The sequence below is a fragment of the Methylobacterium sp. CM6247 genome (genome assembly GCF_054817925.1).
In genome coordinates, this window is sequence record NZ_JBTXKX010000003.1 from 4,588,920 (window position 1) to 4,604,798 (window position 15,879).

Genomic DNA, 15,879 nt, shown 5'->3' on the forward strand with positions numbered 1-15,879 from the left:
CGGGACGCCGGATGTAGGACAGTCGCCCCGGCTTTCCTAGCGCGAGCGCTTTTCGTGCAGGTCTCCGGAGCGCCTGTCCATGAATCTAGTCCTTGTCCAACCCCGCGATGGCCCGCGCGAAGTCCCGCGCGGCGAAGGGTTCGAGATCCTCGACGCCTTCGCCGACGCCGATGAAATGCACCGGCAGGCCGAACTTCGCGGCCAGCGCCACGAGGATGCCGCCCCGCGCGGTGCCGTCGAGCTTGGTCATGACGAGGCCGGTGACGTTGGCCGCCTTCGAGAACAGCTCGACCTGGCTCAGAGCGTTCTGGCCCACGGTGGCATCGAGGACGAGGAGCACGGCATGGGGCGCCTCGGCGTCGATCTTGCGGATGACGCGCAGGATCTTCTCCAACTCCGCCATCAGCCCCGTCTTGTTCTGGAGCCGGCCGGCCGTATCGATCAGGAGCACGTCGATGCCCTCGGTTCTGGCCCGCTGGAAGGCCTCGAAGGCGAGGCCGGCGGCATCCGCTCCTTGCGCGCCCGCCACCACCGGAACCCCGGTGCGCGTGCCCCAGACCTTGAGCTGCTCGATGGCCGCGGCGCGGAACGTGTCGCCCGCCGCGAGCATCAGGCTGTGCCCCTCCCCCTTCAGCTTCAGGGCGAGTTTGCCGATGGTGGTGGTCTTTCCCGCGCCGTTGACGCCGATCATCAGGATCACGAACGGCTTCTTCGTCGTGTCGATGGTGAGGGGAATGGCGACGGGTGTCAGCGCCCGCTCCACCTCGGCGGCGAGGATGGCCCGGACCTCATCCGGGGAGATGCCCTTCTCGTAGCGGCCCTTGCCCACGGCCTCCGAGATCCGCATGGCGGTGTCGATGCCGAAATCGGCCTGGATCAGGGCGTCTTCCAGCTCCTCCAGCGTGTCCGCGTCGAGCTTGCGCTTGGTGAAGAGGCCGGTCACCCGCTCGGACAAAGCCGACGAGGTGCGCTTCATGCCCCCGGTGAGGCGGCTCCACCAGCCGCGCTTCTCGGAGGCCGGCTCTGGGTCGGTGACAGGCTCGGGCGTGGGGGCCGGGACCGAGGCGGGCTCCGGTGCGAAGGCGACCGTCGTGGTGTCGGCCTTCTCCGCTCCGCGCGCCGGATCGTCTCCCGCGGTGCCTGCCGGCGGGCGCTCATCCGCGCCCGCGATGGGCTGCAGGTCCGCCCCCTCGATCTCGTCGGGGATCGTGTTCTTGTCCGGGTCGGCGGGCGCGGGCTCGCTGGGGGGCAGCGGGATCGCCGAGATGTCGTCCGCACCCGTGGCGAAGTCGGGCTGGCCTTCCGATGCCGAGGCGGGAGACGCGATGGGAGGCGATGCCGGCTCGATGGCCGTTTCGGGTTTCCGCTCCGGCTTGGGATCGGGCGGCTGAACCGGGACCGGCTCGGGCGGCCACGCTTCCTCCTTCTTCCCGAACATCCGCCGCAGCAACCAGCCCGGCCTCTTGTCTTCGCTCATTCCCACTTGCTCCCTCGACCCCGCATGAGTAGCGCAGGGCGATGCCGTCAGCCGATGCCCCAGTGGATCACCGCATAACAGACATAGGCGCGCGTCTCCTCTACCGCGATGCCCTTGTCCTCGTCATCGACAAGCCAGCGGGACTGCCCGTCCATCCCGGCCCGAAGGGCGGCGAGACCCTGACCGACCATCTGGATGCCTTGCGCTTCGGTCTGCCGCGTCGTCCCGAGGCGGCCCATCGGCTCGACCGCGACACGTCGGGCTGCCTGGCCCTGGGCCGTCACGCCAAGGCCCTGGCCCGTCTCAACAAGCTGTTCGCCGCGAGCGGCACGGTGGGGAAGACCTACTGGGCCATCGTCGAGGGCGATCCCTCCGAGGACGAGGGCCACATCGACTTCCCCCTCGCCCGCCGCTCGGACGACCCGCGCTCGTGGTGGATGAAAACGGACCCGGCCGGTGACCCTTCGCTGACCACATGGCGCGTTCTCGGCCGCTCGGCGGACAGGAGCCTCGCCTGGCTAGCCCTCAGCCCGGTCACCGGCCGCACGCATCAGCTGCGCGTCCATTGCGCCGCCATGGGCTGGCCCATCCTCGGCGACACGATCTACGGCACCGCCCCCCGCTCGGGCGGGCCCGGGCTGCAGCTCCACGCCCGCGCGCTCACCCTGCCGCTCTACCCCAAGAAGCCGCCGATCGTGGTCGAGGCGCCGGCGCCGGGACATATGCGGGAGCGGATGGAGATGTGTGGGTATCGGGCCGGCGCATGACGCGTGCGATGGATTGGCTGAGCGAGAGGTGCACATCCCCTCTCCCCGCACGCGGGGAGAGGGCCGCGACGACCTCGTCGTCGTCGCGGCGAGGCGGCAGCCGAAGGTGAGGGGGCGCGTCCGGGTGAGCCCCTATCGGATGCGCACCCTCACCCTCGCTTCGGCTTCGCCTCTCGCTCATCGCGGACACGACAAGGTGTCCGCGATCCTCTCCCGCGCGCGGGGAGAGGCGGCGCTGCCTGACACTGCCGCTCTCCTTCAGAAGGCCGGCCATTACGGTCGAGGCGCCGGCGCCGGGACATAATGCTGGAGCAGATCGAGATGTGGGTATCGGGCCGGCGCATGACGCGCGGTTCCTTCTCCCCTCTGCGGGAGAAGGTGGCCCGCGAGCCAAGTCGGATGAGGGGAGCACCATCTCGGGAGAGGTCGCCCCCTCTCCCGGTCGCTCCGCGACCACCCTCCTTCGCAGCATGAGCTACGATATTCACACAAATGGCGGGATGCGCCGCCCTGCCCTCCTCCCCAGCGGATCTCGGGCCTGCCCGAGATCCGTCGAGCTTGTGGGGAGGAGTTGGAGGTGGGGGTGGTTGGGCGACCCTGATGCTGCGGAGGCTGGCGGAGCCACCCTTACTCCTAACCTCTCCCCACAAGGGGGAGAGGGACGCGCTCTGCCTGAAACAGCAGCTGGGTGGATCTAATAGCTTGCGGAAGAGTGAGGATTACTCCGCCCCGATCAGCACCCGGCCGTCATGTCCGGCGATCGTCACGTCGCGAAGCTCGCCCGGAGGCGGGTCGGCTGCCAGCCGGACCGGGGTGAACCCTTCCGTGCGTGCCATTCCCCCGCGCTCGGTGAGCACGCGATGGGTCCGGCCGACCTCTCCCGCGAGATGTGCCGTCAGTGCCGCGGCTCCCGCGTCACGGAGACGGGCGGCGCGCTCGCGGATCACGTCTCCGGCGACGGGGGGCATGCGCGCGGCCGGCGTGCCGGGGCGAGGCGAATAGGGGAAGACGTGGAGATGCGTCAGGCCGCATTCGGCAACGAGATCGAGGGAGCGGGTGAACTGCTCTTCCGTCTCGGTGGGAAAGCCGGCGATGAGGTCGGCCCCGAAGACGGCATTCGGGCGAAGACGCCGCACGGCCTCACAGAACCGGATCGCATCGTCGCGGCCGTGCCGGCGCTTCATGCGCTTGAGGATCAGGTCGTCGCCGGCCTGCAGCGAAAGGTGGAAATGCGGCATCAGCCGGTTCTCGCCGGCAATCGCCTCCCAGAGAGCCGCGTCGGCCTCAATGGAATCGATGGAGGACAGGCGCAGGCGCGCGAGATCCGGCACGTGGCGCAGGATCGCCTGGACCAGCCGTCCCAGGCTGGATGACTGCGACAAATCCCGGCCGTAGGCGGTGAGGTCGACGCCGGTGAGCACGACTTCGCGCCCGCCATGGTCGACGATGCGGCGAACCTGATCGACTGCATCCTCCAGCGTGACGGAGCGGGAATTTCCCCGGCCGAAGGGGATGATGCAGAAGGTGCAGCGATGGTCGCAGCCGTTCTGCACCGGCACGAAGGCGCGGGTATGGCCGGCGACCGAGGCGATCCGCGTCGGTGCGGCTTCCCGCGCGGCCATGATGTCGTCGATCTCGAGACGCGGTCTGACATGCGTGGCGGGCAGCCAGGTCTCGGCCCTGGTCTTGGCGTCGTTGCCGACGATGCGCGCCACTTCCGGCATCGCCGAATAGGCATCCGTTTCCACCTGCGCGCCGCAGCCGGTGACGACGATCTCGGCCCCCGGCCGCTCGCGGGCGAGCTTGCGGATCGCCTTGCGGGCCTGGCGTCCGGCCTCCGTCGTGACGGCGCAGGTATTGACGAGGACAAGGTCCGCGCCCGTCCCGGCCGCCTCGGCATGGCGGCGCATCACCTCGGATTCCACCGTGTTGAGGCGGCAGCCGAAGGTCAGGGTCTCCACCGCCACTCAGTCCACCCGCGCGAAGAGTTCGGGGGACAGGAAACCCTCCCATTCGAGGGCCACGGGGCCGGTCATCAGCACGTGGTCGTCGGCGCGCCACTCGATGACGAGGTCGCCGCCGGGCAGGCTCACGGTGGCGTGGCGCCCGAGCATGCGCAGGCGCGAGGCCGCCACCAGGGTGGCGCAGGCGGCGGTGCCGCAGGCGAGCGTCAACCCGGCGCCGCGCTCCCAGACCCGGAGCTTCATCGTGTCGGGCCCCGTCACCTGCGCCACGGAGATGTTGGCGCGCTCGGGAAAGATCGGGTGGTTCTCCAGCATCGGGCCGATGCGGCCGAGATCGTAATCGTCGGGATCGCGCTCGACGAAGAACACCGCGTGGGGGTTGCCCATATTCACCACGCCCGGCGAATGCAGCACGGGCGCGTCGATCGGGCCGATCTGGAGCTCGATCCGCCGCGTGTCGGGGAACGGCTCGGCCAGCGGAATCTCGTCCCACTTGAGGCGGGGGCGGCCCATATCGACGGTGAAGGAGGTGTGCGCCACGCGCTTCACCTCGACGAGCCCCGCCTTGGTCTCCAGGGTGAGGCGGCCGTTCTCAGCCGGGCGCGCCATGGCCGGGTCGTCCAGCATGGCGTAGGCGACGCAGCGGGTGCCGTTGCCGCATGCGCCGGATTCCGACCCGTCGGTGTTGTAGATCCGCATGAAGCCGTCCGTGCCGGGGCTGCGCGGATCGTGGATGACCATGAGCTGGTCGAAGCCCGAGCGCGGGTGGCCGGCGATGGCGCGGGCCTCCTCGGCGCGCACGACCAGCTCCGTGCCGCGCAGGTCCAGCACCACGATGACGTTGCCCGCCCCGTGCATCTTCAGGAACCGACGGTTCTCGAGCCTCGTCATGATCGTCTTCGGTTTCGTTGTCTGAACGGGGCATCCCGCGTGCGAGGCCCCCGCATATAGGACAAAGCGCCGGGCCGCGCACGCGGGGTCCGCTCGGGGGAGCGTTGCACAAGGGACGCGCCCGTCACGTTCCTGCGTTCGGGGCGGGTTGGCGTCTCGCAGGCGGGCGGCTTCCTCCCTATTTTAAGGCTTCGCGATTCAGCCGTACGATTCGTCGCGGCGTGCGATCTCCGGAGCGTTGCCTTGACCCGTCATCGTCTATTGCCGCTCGTCAGCCTCGCCGCCGCTTTGGCCGTCTCCTCCGCGCTCGCGCAGCAGCCGTCCTCGCCCGCGACCTCCTCCCCGCTGCCGACCACGACGGCGCCCGATCCGGTCAATCCCGATGCGCCGGCCCGTCCGGTGCCGACCCAGGCGCTTCCCGCCGCGCCGGCGCTCCCGGCCGGCCCGGCACGCCAGACCCTGGTGGAGACCCCCGGCGACGCCAACGACGTGGACGAGGTCTCGCTGCCGCCCAAGCCCGCCGCGATCCTGGCGGGGCGGGCGAGCTGGGAGGAGGCGGTGCCGGCCCTGAAGGCCGCCTTCGTGAAGATCGAGGAGGCGCTGGCCAAGGACGGGATCACCCCCACCGGCCGGCCGATCGCGGTCTTCGCCAAGACCGACGATGACGGATTCCAGTTCGAGGCGATGATCCCGATCGCCTCCATGCCGGACCCGAAGCCCGCCGAGACCGGCGGCCTGCGCTTCGGCACGACCCCCAGCGGCAAGGCCCTGCGCTTCCCGCACAAGGGCTCCTACGACGAGATCGACGGCACCTACGAGACGCTCACCGCCTATCTCGACGCCAAGGACGTGGTGGTCCAGGACCGCTTCATCGAGGAATACGTCACCGACCTGAACGACAAGGCGGACGAGAAGCTCGACGTGAATATCTACGCCCTGCCGAAATAGGCGACGTCTCGCTCACGCGGTCGCTTCCGTTCGGGGAGCTTCCAGGATCGCGCCGTTGTTCAGGTGGATCACCCGGTCGGCCGCATCGAAGTAGCGGTCGTCATGGCTGATGACGATCAGGGTCCGGCCCTCACGCTTCAGGTCCGGCAGGAGCCGTGTGTAGAACAGGCGGCGGAAGGTGGGGTCCTGCTCCGCCGCCCACTCGTCGAGGACGAGGACCGGCCGCCCTTCGAGATAGGCCTGGACCAGGGCCAGGCGCTTGCGCTGCCCGGCCGAGAGATCGACGGTGGAGAAGGCCCCGTCCCGGATCGTCACCTTGTGGGCGAGGTCCAGGGTCTCGAGATAGGCATCCGCCGCCGCCGGATCCGCCCCGGCGGGCAGGACGAGATCGTCGAACAGGTAATAATCGAAGAACACCGCCGAGAAATGCTGGCGGTAGGCGTCCCGCGTCTCGTCCGTCACCGGCGCCCCGTCGAGGAACAGGGTGCCGGTCTGTGGCGGATACAGGCCGAGGATCAGCTTGATCAGGGTGGTCTTGCCCGAGCCGTTCTCGCCGACGATGAACAGGATCTCCCCTCGCCGCACGGTGAGGTCGATGGGCCCGAGGGTGAAGCCCGGCTTGCCCTCGGCGGCCGGGAAAGCGTGGCTGACGCCGCGAAGCTCGATTTCCTCAATGGTCCGGTGCGTCCGCGTGTCCTCCGGCGCGAGCAGGTTCGGCTCCGAGACGGTGCGTCCGGCCGAGAATTCGGCGATGCGCTGGTAGGCGATCCGGGCCCTGCCGATCTCGGGCAGGATGGCGAGGATGTAGGTGACCGGCAGCTCGATATAGAGCAGCACCAGGACGAAGCCGGAGAGGACGGCGTTGTCGATCCCCAGAGTCGCCTTGTAGGTCACGATGGCCGCGATCGTGGCAAACAGGGCCAGCTTCTTCGTCAGGTAGGAGAATTCGAGGAGCGTATGGGTCCTGAATTCGTTGCGGCGGAGCTCTTCGATGGACGAGGTCAGGGCCCCGTCCCTCAATCGCATCCGGCGCTGCCGGTTGAGCCGCAATTCCCGGCTGCCTTCGGTCAGGCTCTGGAAATGCTTCTGCATCGTGTCGGCGAGGGAGCGGCGCGTGCGGTAGCCGACCATGGCGCGGCGGCGCAGGATGTTCTCGACATAGCTGCCGAGGCCGAAGACCAGCAGGGTGATGGCGAGGAGCGGGGCTGACAAGGTGAGCATGTAGACGAGGCATCCGGCGGTGACGCCGCTCTGGATGATGAGCCCCGACAGCATCGCCACCGTCGTCGACAGCGTGCCGGCATCCGTGTTGAGCGAAGCGAGGACCTTGTGGCGGCCGATCTGCTCGATGCGGTCGATGGGCGCCGTGAGGATCATGTCGGCGAGATCGCGGCTGAGGCCGGCGCTGATGCGTCCGCTCGCCAGGGCGCTGCCGAGCCCGGAGAGAAGGGACCCGCCCACGCCGAGAAGGACGAGGCCGAGGAAGACGGGAATGAAATTCTCGGAAAGACCGCCCTCCGCATGGATGGCCGTGTTGACCTTGGCCAGAACCGTCGCCGTCGCGAGGCCGCTCAGCGCCCCGATCGCCGAGGACACGGCCACGAGCGGCCAGATCGGACGCAGCAGGCGCATCGCGTCCCTGCCGAGCCCGCTCAGACGATTGTCCGGTCCCGCCATTCATCCCTCCGGCTCGGCCCTGTCGTTGGGCCGCTGGGCAGCCGGATACGTCAGGAACGGGATGCGCCAAAATACGAAACACGCAGGGCGTGTCTGCGGACGGGCCTGCTTGTCGTCGCGGTGGGGATGTGGAGAATAACGACATCCCCAGATCGAAAGCATCGCGCCGGGTTCAGAGCAGGCTGAGCTGCGCCGAGACACGAGAGGTCGCCCCGCGCTCCAGCGCGAGCAGCCACTTTTTCGTGTCGAGGCCGCCCGCAAACCCCGTGAGGCTACCTCCCGTGCCGATGACGCGGTGGCACGGAACCACGATGGGGAGCGGGTTGGCACCGTTGGCGGCACCCACGGCCCGGCTGGCGCTCGGACGGCCGATTCGCCTGGCCAACTCGCCGTAGCTGATCGTCTCGCCCAGCGGGATGTCCATGAGCGCGGTCCAGACCTGCCTCTGGAACGGTGTGCCGCGCGGGTCGAGTTCGAGGTCGAACCGGGTCAGCTGTCCGGCGAAATAGGCGCTCAATTGCCGCCGGGCCTCGGCGAAGGCCGCGTCGTCCCGGAGCCAGTCCGGTTTCGGGGCAACGGCGCCCTTGCCGGTTGGGAAACCGATGCAATGCAGGCGCTCGTCCGTACCGGCCAGAACAAGCGGACCGATCGGGCTGGGCAGGACCGTGTAGCGGGTGTCGGGCATGGCGGATCGTCTCGGGCCGGCGGTTGCGCGCCTCGGGAGACCGCCATCCTACACGGAGGGAAGCGGCCCTCCTCCCCAGCGGATCTCGGGCCTGCCCGAGATCCGTCGAGCTTGTGGGGAGGAGTTGGAGGTGGGGGTGGTTGGGCGACCCTCAGCTTACGGAGGCTGGCGGAGCCACCCCCACTCCTAACCTCTCCCCACAAGGGCTACGGGCTACACAGGTTTTGCCTGAGCGTCCTTTTGAGCGTTGTCGCTTTTTCCCCTGGATGAGGAGGAGCGCATGTCGGGTTTCGGAGGCGGGAACGCGCTGACGCAGGCGCGGGGGTCGTGGTTGTTCGAGCGGATCGTGGAGACCGGGAGCGTGGTGCTGAGCGTGGTGGGGGGCGATCACGCCGGCACGGCCGCGGCACACCGCTACCTGGCCTCGCCTCAGAGCAGCGTTCCCACGGTCCTGTCCGCCCTGCGCGAGCGGGCGGTGGCGGCATGCCGGGGACGGCGTGTGGTGGCGGTGCAGGACACGACGGCGGTGAGCTTTGGCGAGGCAGGCGGGCGGCATGGTCTGGGGCCGGGCGGCGATGGCCGGCATCCGGGCTTCTTCATGCATCCGGTGGTGGCGGTGGACGCGCAGGACGAGGCCGTGCTCGGCCTCGTCGATGCGCAGGTCTGGACGCGCGGGGCGGCGCCGGTGGCGCTGCGCTGGAACCGGGGCGTGAGCGAGAAGGAGAGCCGGCGCTGGCTGGTCGGGACGCAGGCGGCGGACACGGCGCTGGCGGGGGTGGCCGAGCAGGTGGTCTCGGTGGCCGATCAGGAGGCGGACCTCTACGAGCACTTTGCCGATCACTCCGGGCGCGCGGTGCCGGGCAGCGCCCTGCTGGTTCGGGCGCGCCACGACCGGGTGCTGGTCGAGGGTGGACGGATGCTGGCGGTGTCGCAGGACTGGCCGGTGCTGGCGCGGGAGGCCGTGCCCATCCCGGCCACGCCCGGCCGGGCGGCGCGCACGGCGCAGGTGACGCTGCGCGCGGGCCGGGTGGGCCTGCCGCGCCCCGGCAGTGCCGGGCCCGGAACGCCGGCCGCTCTGACGTTGGGGCTGGTGCGGGTGGACGAGGTCGGGGGGCCCGCCGCGGGCGGACTGTGCTGGCATCTGCTGACGACGCTGCCGGTGGAGACGGTGGCGCAGGCCGCGGAGGTGGTGCGCCTCTACCGTCTGCGCTGGCGCATCGAAGAGGTGTTCCGCGCCCTCAAGAACGACGGCCTGCAACTGGAGGCGACGCAGATGCGGGTGCCCTCGAAACTGTTCCGGCTCAGTGTGCTGGCGCTGGGGGCGGCGGTGCGGATCCTGCAGCTGGTGGACGCCCGCGATGGCGGAATGCGGCCGATGAGCGACGTGCTCGACGCGAGCACGCGCCCGGTAGTGGCGGCCCTGGGACAGAGCCGGGAGCGGGCGACGGCGCGCCAGCGCAACCCTCACCGGGCCGGGTCCCTGGCCTGGCTGAGTTGGATCGTGGCCCGCTTCGGAGGCTGGAACTGCTACGGCAAGCCGCCAGGACCCAAGATCATGGCACGCGGCTGGGCAAGCTTCACCGCCGCCCTGACCGGAGCCCTCATCGATCACACAGAGCAAAACCTGTGTAGCCTGTAGCCACAAGGGGGAGAGGGACGCGCTGTGCGTGTAGGAGGAGAGGTGTGGAACCAGTAGGCGAGGAGGCGGAAAACCCGCCCTATTCGGCCGCCTCGCTATAGGCATCCACCGGCGGGCAGGAGCAGACGAGGTTGCGGTCGCCGTAAGCGTTGTCGACGCGGTTGATCGGCGGCCAGTACTTGTCCATGCCGAGACTTCCCGAGGGGAAACACGCCGCCTCGCGGGAATAGGGCCGCTCCCACGGGCCGATGAGATCCCGCACCGTGTGCGGCGCGTGTTTCAGCGGATTGTCGACCTTGTCCATTCGGCCGTCCTCGATGGCGCGGATCTCCTCGCGGATCGCCAGCATCGCATCGCAGAACCGGTCGATCTCGCCCTTGGTCTCGGATTCCGTGGGTTCGATCATCAGGGTGCCGGCCACCGGCCAGCTCATGGTCGGCGGGTGGAAGCCGCAATCGATCAGCCGCTTGGCGATGTCCTCGACGCCGATCCCGGCCGATTTCTGGAACGGCCGCACGTCGATGATGCATTCATGCGCCACCCGGCCCTGTGCCCCGGCATAGAGCACCGGATAGGCGCCCTTCAGGCGGCTCGCGATGTAATTGGCGTTGAGGATCGCCACGCGGGTGGCCTGGGTGAGGCCGCGCCCGCCCATCAGCAGGCAGTAGCTCCACGAGATCGGCAGGATCGAGGCCGAGCCGTAGGGCGCCGCCGAGACGGCCCCTTCCTCGGCCGTACGCGGATCGGAGGGCAGGAACGGGATCAGATGCGCCTTGACGCCGATGGGACCCATGCCGGGGCCGCCGCCGCCATGGGGGATGCAGAAGGTCTTGTGCAGGTTGAGGTGGCTGACATCGGCGCCGATATCGCCGGGGCGTGCGAGGCCCACCATGGCATTGAGGTTGGCCCCGTCGAGATAGACCTGGCCGCCATGGGCATGGACGATGTCGCAGATCTCGCGGACCCGAACCTCGAACACCCCGTGGGTCGACGGGTAGGTGATCATGCAGGCTGCGAGGTTGTCGGAATGCAGCTCGGCCTTCCGGCGAAAATCCTCGACGTCGATGTTGCCGTGCTGGTCGGCTCCGACCACCACGACGCTCATGCCGCACATCTGCGCCGAGGCCGGGTTGGTGCCGTGCGCCGAGGACGGGATCAGGCAAACCTTGCGGTGCCCCTCCCCTCGCGAGAGGTGATACGCCCGGATAGCAAGCAAGCCGGCATATTCGCCCTGCGCGCCGGAATTCGGCTGCATCGAGATCGCGTCGTAGCCGGTGATCGCGCAGAGCTTGTCGGAGAAGTCGCGCAGGAGTTCCTGGTATCCCTCGGCCTGATCCGCCGGCACGAAGGGGTGGATCTCCGAGAATTCCGGCCAGGAGATCGGCAGCATCTCGGCGGTGGCGTTGAGCTTCATCGTGCACGAGCCGAGCGGGATCATCGCGCGGTCCAGCGCCAGGTCGCGGTCGGCGAGGCGACGCATGTAGCGCGTCATCTCGCTCTCGGCCCGGTTCATGTGGAAGATCGGATGCGTCAGGTACGCGGAGGTGCGGAGATTTGCCTCGGGGAGACGCTGCGCCGGCCAGGCCTCGTCATAGGTCAAGCCTTCGCCGCCGAAGGCGCGCCACACCGCCTGGACGATATCGGGCCGGGTCCGCTCGTCGACGGTGATGCCGATGCGGTCCGAGCCCACTTTCCGCAGGTTGATGCCGTTCTTCACCGCGTTCTGCAGGATCAACCCCTGGAAGGCGCCGACCTCGACGGTGATCGTGTCGAAGAAGCCCTTCGGCTCGACGGTGAAGCCGAGACTCTCCAGCCCTTCGGCGAGGCGCACCGCGTCGCGGTGGACACGGGCGGCGATGGCCTTCAATCCGCGCGGCCCGTGGAACACCGCGTACATGCCGGCGATGACCGCCAGCAGCACTTGCGCGGTGCAGATGTTCGACGTCGCCTTCTCGCGGCGGATATGCTGCTCGCGGGTCTGCAGGGCGAGGCGATAGGCGCGGTTTCCCCTCGCATCGACGGAGACGCCCACGAGCCGGCCCGGCAGAGTGCGCTTGTGCGCCTCGCGGGTGGAGAGATAGGCGGCGTGCGGGCCGCCATAGCCCATGGGCACGCCGTAGCGCTGCATCGAGCCGATGGCGATGTCGGCGCCCATTTCGCCGGGGGGCTTCAGCAGGGTCAGGGCCAGGGGATCCGCGGCCATCACCGCGACCGCGCCGGCCTCGTGCAGGCGGGCGATGACCTCCGAAAAATCGTGGATGGCGCCGCACACGCCGGGATATTGGACAATCGCGCCGAAGACCTCCGCCGGGTCGAGAGCGGTCGACGGGTCGCCGACGACGATGGTCCAGCCCAGCGGCGCGGCACGGGTCTTCAGGACGGCGATGGTCTGGGGCAGGCATTCGCCGTCGACGAAGAAGGCGGTCTTGCCGTTGCGGGCGATGCGCGAGGCCATGCCCATGGCTTCCGCCGCCGCCGTGGCCTCGTCGAGGAGCGAGGCATTGGCGATGTCGAGGCCGGTGAGGTCGCAGACCAGGGTCTGGAAGTTCAGCAGCGCCTCGAGCCGGCCCTGGCTGATCTCGGGCTGGTAGGGCGAATAGGCGGTGTACCAGGCCGGGTTCTCGAAGATGTTGCGCTGGATCACCGGCGGCATCGTGGTGCCGTGGTAGCCCTGGCCGATGAGCGAGACGAGAAGCCGGTTCTTGTCGGCGATGCCGCGCATATGTTCGAGCACCCGGCGCTCGGTGAGCGACGTGCCGAAATCGATGCGCTCTTCCTGGCGGATGTCAGCCGGCAAGGTCTCGTCCACGAGGCCGTGCAGGCTCTCGGAGCCGATCACGGCCAGCATCGCCGCGATTTCGGCGGTGGTCGGACCGATATGGCGGCGATTGGCGAAATCGTAGGGATCGTAGCGATCGTTTGGCATGATGGGCCTCGCGTGCCGAAGTCTGAAGAATGTCGCAACGCTCCTCCCTCCCCCTTGTGGGGAGGGATCGAGGGTGGGGGTGGTTCCGCCGGACTCCGCAGCGGGTCGCCCAGCCACCCCCACCTCCAACTCCTCCCCACAAGGGGGAGGAGAGCGCGTTCTGGGTCGTGCGCGTTGCGCTATTTCGCGAACTCGGCGTAGGCGGCCTCGTCCATCAATCCGTCGAGTGAGGCGACGTCGTCGAGGCGGAGGCGATAGAGCCAGCCCGCGCCCTGCGGGTCGGTGCCGATGCTGGCCGGGTCCGACACGGCGGCCTCGTTGATTTCGGTCACCTCGCCCGAGACCGGGGCGAACACGTCGGACGCGGCCTTCACCGATTCCACCACCGCCGCGGCCTCGCCCTTGACGAGCTTGGCGCCGACCTTGGGAAGCTCAACGAAGACGAGGTCTCCGAGCTGCTCTGCCGCATGGGTGGTGATGCCGATGGTGGCGACATCGCCCTCGATGGCCAGCCACTCGTGCTCGTCCGTGAATTTCAGCATGATGCGCTCCGTGAAACGGGGATTGGGGGGAAGTCGGCCGGGGGCCGGGATTCAGCTGCGCTTGAAGCGCGCCGGCACGAAGGGAAGCGCCACGACCGAGACCGGCAGGCGCCGGCCGCGCACTTCCGCGAAGAGGCGGGTGCCGGGCGTCGACAGGGCGGCGGGGACGTAGCCCATGGCGATGGGCGCCCTGAGGCTTGGGCTGAACCCGCCGGAGGTGACCCGGCCGATGGCTTCGCCGGCCTCCTCTGCGACGAGCGCGGCCCCTCCCCGCACCGGGGTCGGGCCCTCCGGCAGCAGGCCGACGCGCCGCGACGCGGGACCGTCACCGATCTCACGGAGGATGCGCTCAGCGCCCGGAAAGCCACCCGCGCGCGCACCGCCCTTGCGGCGGACCGGCTGGATCGCCCAGGTCAGGCCCGCCTCGACCGGGCTCGTCCCGGCATCGATATCGGCTCCGTGCAGGCACAGGCCCGCCTCCAGCCGCAGGGAATCGCGTGCGCCGAGGCCGACGGGCTCCACGTCCCTGTCCTGCAGCAACGCCTCGGCGACCGCATCCGCGGCATCTTCCGGAAGGGAGATCTCGAACCCGTCCTCCCCGGTATAGCCGGAGCGGCTGACGAGGGCGGACGCGCCGAGGAGGTCCACCCACTTCACATCGAGGAAGCGCATGGCGGCGGTCTCCGGGGCGAGCCGCGCCAGAGCATTCTCCGCCAGCGGCCCCTGGAGGGCGAGGAGCGCCCGGGGCAGCACCGTGATCTCGCACAGGCCGGCCAGATGAGCGCGAAGATGGGCCTCGTCCGCCACCTTGTTGGCCGCGTTGACCACCACGATCAGGCTGTCGTCGAGGCGCGCGACCATGAGGTCGTCGAGGATGCCGCCGGTGTCACCGGTGAGGAAACCGTAGCGCTGCCGGCCGGGCGCCAGCCCCAGCACGTCGATGGGCAGGAGGGTTTCGAGGGCGCGGGCGAGGTCCGCCATGCCGCCCGGACCCGGCTTCAGCCGGATCTGGCCCATATGCGACACGTCGAACAAACCGGCCGCCTTGCGGGTGTGCAGGTGTTCGGCGATCAGGCCGGCCGGATAATGGAGCGGCAGCGCATAACCCGCGAAGGGCACCATGCGGGCGCCGTGGCGCAGATGGAGCGCATGAAGCGGTGTGCTGGAAGCGTCGAGCGGCATCTGGTCACCCCATGACAGAACGGCTCCGGACGCTCGATCGAGCGATCCGGCTACCCCCATCTGTCACGGTTACCTGAGAGCTTCTCCCGCCCCGGTAAGGGTGGGATTTCTCCTTCGGTGGACGCCCGCGAAGGCGCCTCTCTCCAGATTGTCAAAACGAAGCGGTGATTGTGCCTGAGAGTTTCCGGGGGTGGTTGCTCCGTCGGCGCCATGACCGGTTGGTACCGGCCTGGGCTCTCCCGCTTCGTCATTCGCTGACGGACAGAGCCTCGCATGACCTTCGCCGAGGCGCAAGGTTCGGGCTTTCACCTTGGCGCAACTGTCAGTCTATTGCACGATACTGCTGCCCTGCGGCACTTCCTCTCGCGCCGGCTCGGAACCGGCGGGACTCGGCGCGGATTCCGTTGTCATGTCCATCGCATCCGGGCACGACCTCGCCGGCCCCCGCCCCCGGCAGACCAAGCGTTCCGTTCCCCTCGCGGATGCGAGCCTGACGGACAAGGCGCTCGAGATCCATCGCCGGCTCTGCCCCGTCTACGGCTGCCCGATTCCGTATTTCCACAGCCTCGATCCCTTGAGCGAACTCGTCTCCTCGCTCCTGTCGCACCGTACCCGGAACGCCGATTCCGGTCGCGCCTTCAAGGCGTTGCGGGCACGCTACCCGGATTGGGCCGACCTCGTGGGCGCGCCCGTGGAGGAGATCGAGGCCACCATCTCCGGCGTGACATGGCCGGAACTGAAGGCTCCCCGCATCCGTGCCATCCTGGCGGCGGTGGCCGAGCGCCACGGCTCCCTCTCGCTCGATTTCCTGAAGGAGATGGAGGTCGATGCGGCGCGCTCGTGGCTCGAGGCGATTCCGGGCGTCGGCCCGAAGACCAGCGCGGCGGTTCTGTCGTTCAGCCTGTTGCGGATGCCGGCCCTGCCGGTGGACAGCCACCACCACCGGGTGGCGCAACGCACCGGCCTCATCGGCGCGAAGGTCGATGTCGGCCCCTCGCATCCGATCCTGCGGGCGCAACTTCCGGCGGATTGGAGCGCGCAGGATCTCTACGACAACCACGAGATCCTGATGCTCCATGGCCAGGCCGTGTGCCATCACCGCAACCCGGCTTGCGGGAGATGCGTGCTGCTGGACATCTGCCCGACCGGGCAGGCGCGGGAGCGGGGTTAGGCGGTAGCGG

General features: G+C 69.2%; 13 protein-coding genes and 2 riboswitches. Of the genes, 5 read left to right on the top strand and 8 right to left on the bottom strand.

Annotated elements, in window-relative coordinates; genetic code table 11:
• Positions 1 to 85 precede the first annotated feature (85 nt).
• On the bottom strand, positions 86 to 1,477 hold the full coding sequence (ftsY, locus tag ACYQOP_RS22755) for a signal recognition particle-docking protein FtsY (protein ID WP_461224316.1): 1,392 nt from the start codon (positions 1,475 to 1,477) through the stop codon (positions 86 to 88).
• A 41-nt stretch (positions 1,478 to 1,518) separates the two neighbouring features.
• Here ftsY and ACYQOP_RS22760 point away from each other — a divergent pair, with 41 nt between their 5' ends.
• Positions 1,519 to 2,244: an RluA family pseudouridine synthase gene (locus ACYQOP_RS22760; RefSeq protein WP_461224318.1), complete on the top strand. Its 726-nt coding sequence runs from the start codon at positions 1,519 to 1,521 to the stop codon at positions 2,242 to 2,244.
• A 28-nt stretch (positions 2,245 to 2,272) separates the two neighbouring features.
• A complete protein-coding gene (locus ACYQOP_RS22765) occupies positions 2,273 to 2,548 on the top strand; it encodes a hypothetical protein (protein WP_461224320.1) in 276 nt (91 codons plus the stop codon).
• 415 nt (positions 2,549 to 2,963) lie between these two features.
• On the opposite strand, the gene mtaB is transcribed toward ACYQOP_RS22765, so the two are convergent.
• Together mtaB and dapF are read right to left on the bottom strand one after the other, a co-directional pair.
• Positions 2,964 to 4,211, bottom strand: a complete 1,248-nt coding sequence (gene mtaB, locus ACYQOP_RS22770) for a tRNA (N(6)-L-threonylcarbamoyladenosine(37)-C(2))-methylthiotransferase MtaB (protein WP_461224322.1) — start codon at positions 4,209 to 4,211, stop codon at positions 2,964 to 2,966.
• Positions 4,212 to 5,099, bottom strand: coding sequence for a diaminopimelate epimerase (gene dapF, locus ACYQOP_RS22775; protein WP_461224324.1), 888 nt, complete (start codon positions 5,097 to 5,099; stop codon positions 4,212 to 4,214).
• A gap of 243 nt (positions 5,100 to 5,342) precedes the next feature.
• Between dapF and ACYQOP_RS22780 the strand changes: the two genes are divergently transcribed.
• A complete protein-coding gene (locus ACYQOP_RS22780) occupies positions 5,343 to 6,047 on the top strand; it encodes a GyrI-like domain-containing protein (RefSeq protein ID WP_461224326.1) in 705 nt (234 codons plus the stop codon).
• Between the two features lie 12 nt (positions 6,048 to 6,059).
• Here ACYQOP_RS22780 and ACYQOP_RS22785 read toward each other — a convergent pair whose 3' ends face one another.
• Both ACYQOP_RS22785 and ACYQOP_RS22790 read right to left on the bottom strand, forming a co-directional pair.
• Complete coding sequence (locus ACYQOP_RS22785; protein WP_461224328.1) at positions 6,060 to 7,724, bottom strand: cyclic peptide export ABC transporter; 1,665 nt, start codon at positions 7,722 to 7,724, stop codon at positions 6,060 to 6,062.
• Between the two features lie 172 nt (positions 7,725 to 7,896).
• Positions 7,897 to 8,409: a methylated-DNA--[protein]-cysteine S-methyltransferase gene (locus tag ACYQOP_RS22790; protein ID WP_461224330.1), complete on the bottom strand. Its 513-nt coding sequence runs from the start codon at positions 8,407 to 8,409 to the stop codon at positions 7,897 to 7,899.
• A gap of 280 nt (positions 8,410 to 8,689) precedes the next feature.
• Between ACYQOP_RS22790 and ACYQOP_RS22795 the strand changes: the two genes are divergently transcribed.
• Complete coding sequence (locus ACYQOP_RS22795) at positions 8,690 to 10,048, top strand: IS4 family transposase (protein WP_461222530.1); 1,359 nt, start codon at positions 8,690 to 8,692, stop codon at positions 10,046 to 10,048.
• Between the two features lie 79 nt (positions 10,049 to 10,127).
• On the opposite strand, the gene gcvP is transcribed toward ACYQOP_RS22795, so the two are convergent.
• From gcvP to gcvT, 3 genes are all read right to left on the bottom strand, one after another.
• Positions 10,128 to 12,974, bottom strand: a complete 2,847-nt coding sequence (gcvP, locus tag ACYQOP_RS22800) for an aminomethyl-transferring glycine dehydrogenase (RefSeq protein ID WP_461224332.1) — start codon at positions 12,972 to 12,974, stop codon at positions 10,128 to 10,130.
• Positions 12,975 to 13,153: 179 nt separating this feature from the next.
• On the bottom strand, positions 13,154 to 13,516 hold the full coding sequence (gene gcvH / locus ACYQOP_RS22805) for a glycine cleavage system protein GcvH (protein ID WP_056159241.1): 363 nt from the start codon (positions 13,514 to 13,516) through the stop codon (positions 13,154 to 13,156).
• Between the two features lie 51 nt (positions 13,517 to 13,567).
• A complete protein-coding gene (gene gcvT / locus ACYQOP_RS22810; RefSeq protein ID WP_461224334.1) occupies positions 13,568 to 14,698 on the bottom strand; it encodes a glycine cleavage system aminomethyltransferase GcvT in 1,131 nt (376 codons plus the stop codon).
• A gap of 50 nt (positions 14,699 to 14,748) precedes the next feature.
• A riboswitch (glycine riboswitch) is annotated at positions 14,749 to 14,850 on the bottom strand.
• Positions 14,851 to 14,950: riboswitch (glycine riboswitch) on the bottom strand.
• A gap of 157 nt (positions 14,951 to 15,107) precedes the next feature.
• Between gcvT and ACYQOP_RS22815 the strand changes: the two genes are divergently transcribed.
• Positions 15,108 to 15,869: an endonuclease III domain-containing protein gene (locus tag ACYQOP_RS22815; RefSeq protein ID WP_461224336.1), complete on the top strand. Its 762-nt coding sequence runs from the start codon at positions 15,108 to 15,110 to the stop codon at positions 15,867 to 15,869.
• Positions 15,870 to 15,879: the final 10 nt, after the last annotated feature.

What these genes read in the sequence shown, in the direction of transcription:
- ACYQOP_RS22760 (WP_461224318.1), top strand. Translation starts at nt 1,519, where the DNA reads ATGCCGTCAGCCGATGCCCCAGTGGATCACCGCATAACAGACATAGGC.
- ACYQOP_RS22785 (WP_461224328.1), bottom strand. Translation starts at nt 7,724, where the DNA reads ATGGCGGGACCGGACAATCGTCTGAGCGGGCTCGGCAGGGACGCGATG.
- gcvT (WP_461224334.1), bottom strand. Translation starts at nt 14,698, where the DNA reads ATGCCGCTCGACGCTTCCAGCACACCGCTTCATGCGCTCCATCTGCGC.
- dapF (WP_461224324.1), bottom strand. Translation starts at nt 5,099, where the DNA reads ATGACGAGGCTCGAGAACCGTCGGTTCCTGAAGATGCACGGGGCGGGC.
- ACYQOP_RS22790 (WP_461224330.1), bottom strand. Translation starts at nt 8,409, where the DNA reads ATGCCCGACACCCGCTACACGGTCCTGCCCAGCCCGATCGGTCCGCTT.
- ftsY (WP_461224316.1), bottom strand. Translation starts at nt 1,477, where the DNA reads ATGAGCGAAGACAAGAGGCCGGGCTGGTTGCTGCGGCGGATGTTCGGG.
- ACYQOP_RS22795 (WP_461222530.1), top strand. Translation starts at nt 8,690, where the DNA reads ATGTCGGGTTTCGGAGGCGGGAACGCGCTGACGCAGGCGCGGGGGTCG.
- gcvH (WP_056159241.1), bottom strand. Translation starts at nt 13,516, where the DNA reads ATGCTGAAATTCACGGACGAGCACGAGTGGCTGGCCATCGAGGGCGAT.
- ACYQOP_RS22815 (WP_461224336.1), top strand. Translation starts at nt 15,108, where the DNA reads ATGTCCATCGCATCCGGGCACGACCTCGCCGGCCCCCGCCCCCGGCAG.
- gcvP (WP_461224332.1), bottom strand. Translation starts at nt 12,974, where the DNA reads ATGCCAAACGATCGCTACGATCCCTACGATTTCGCCAATCGCCGCCAT.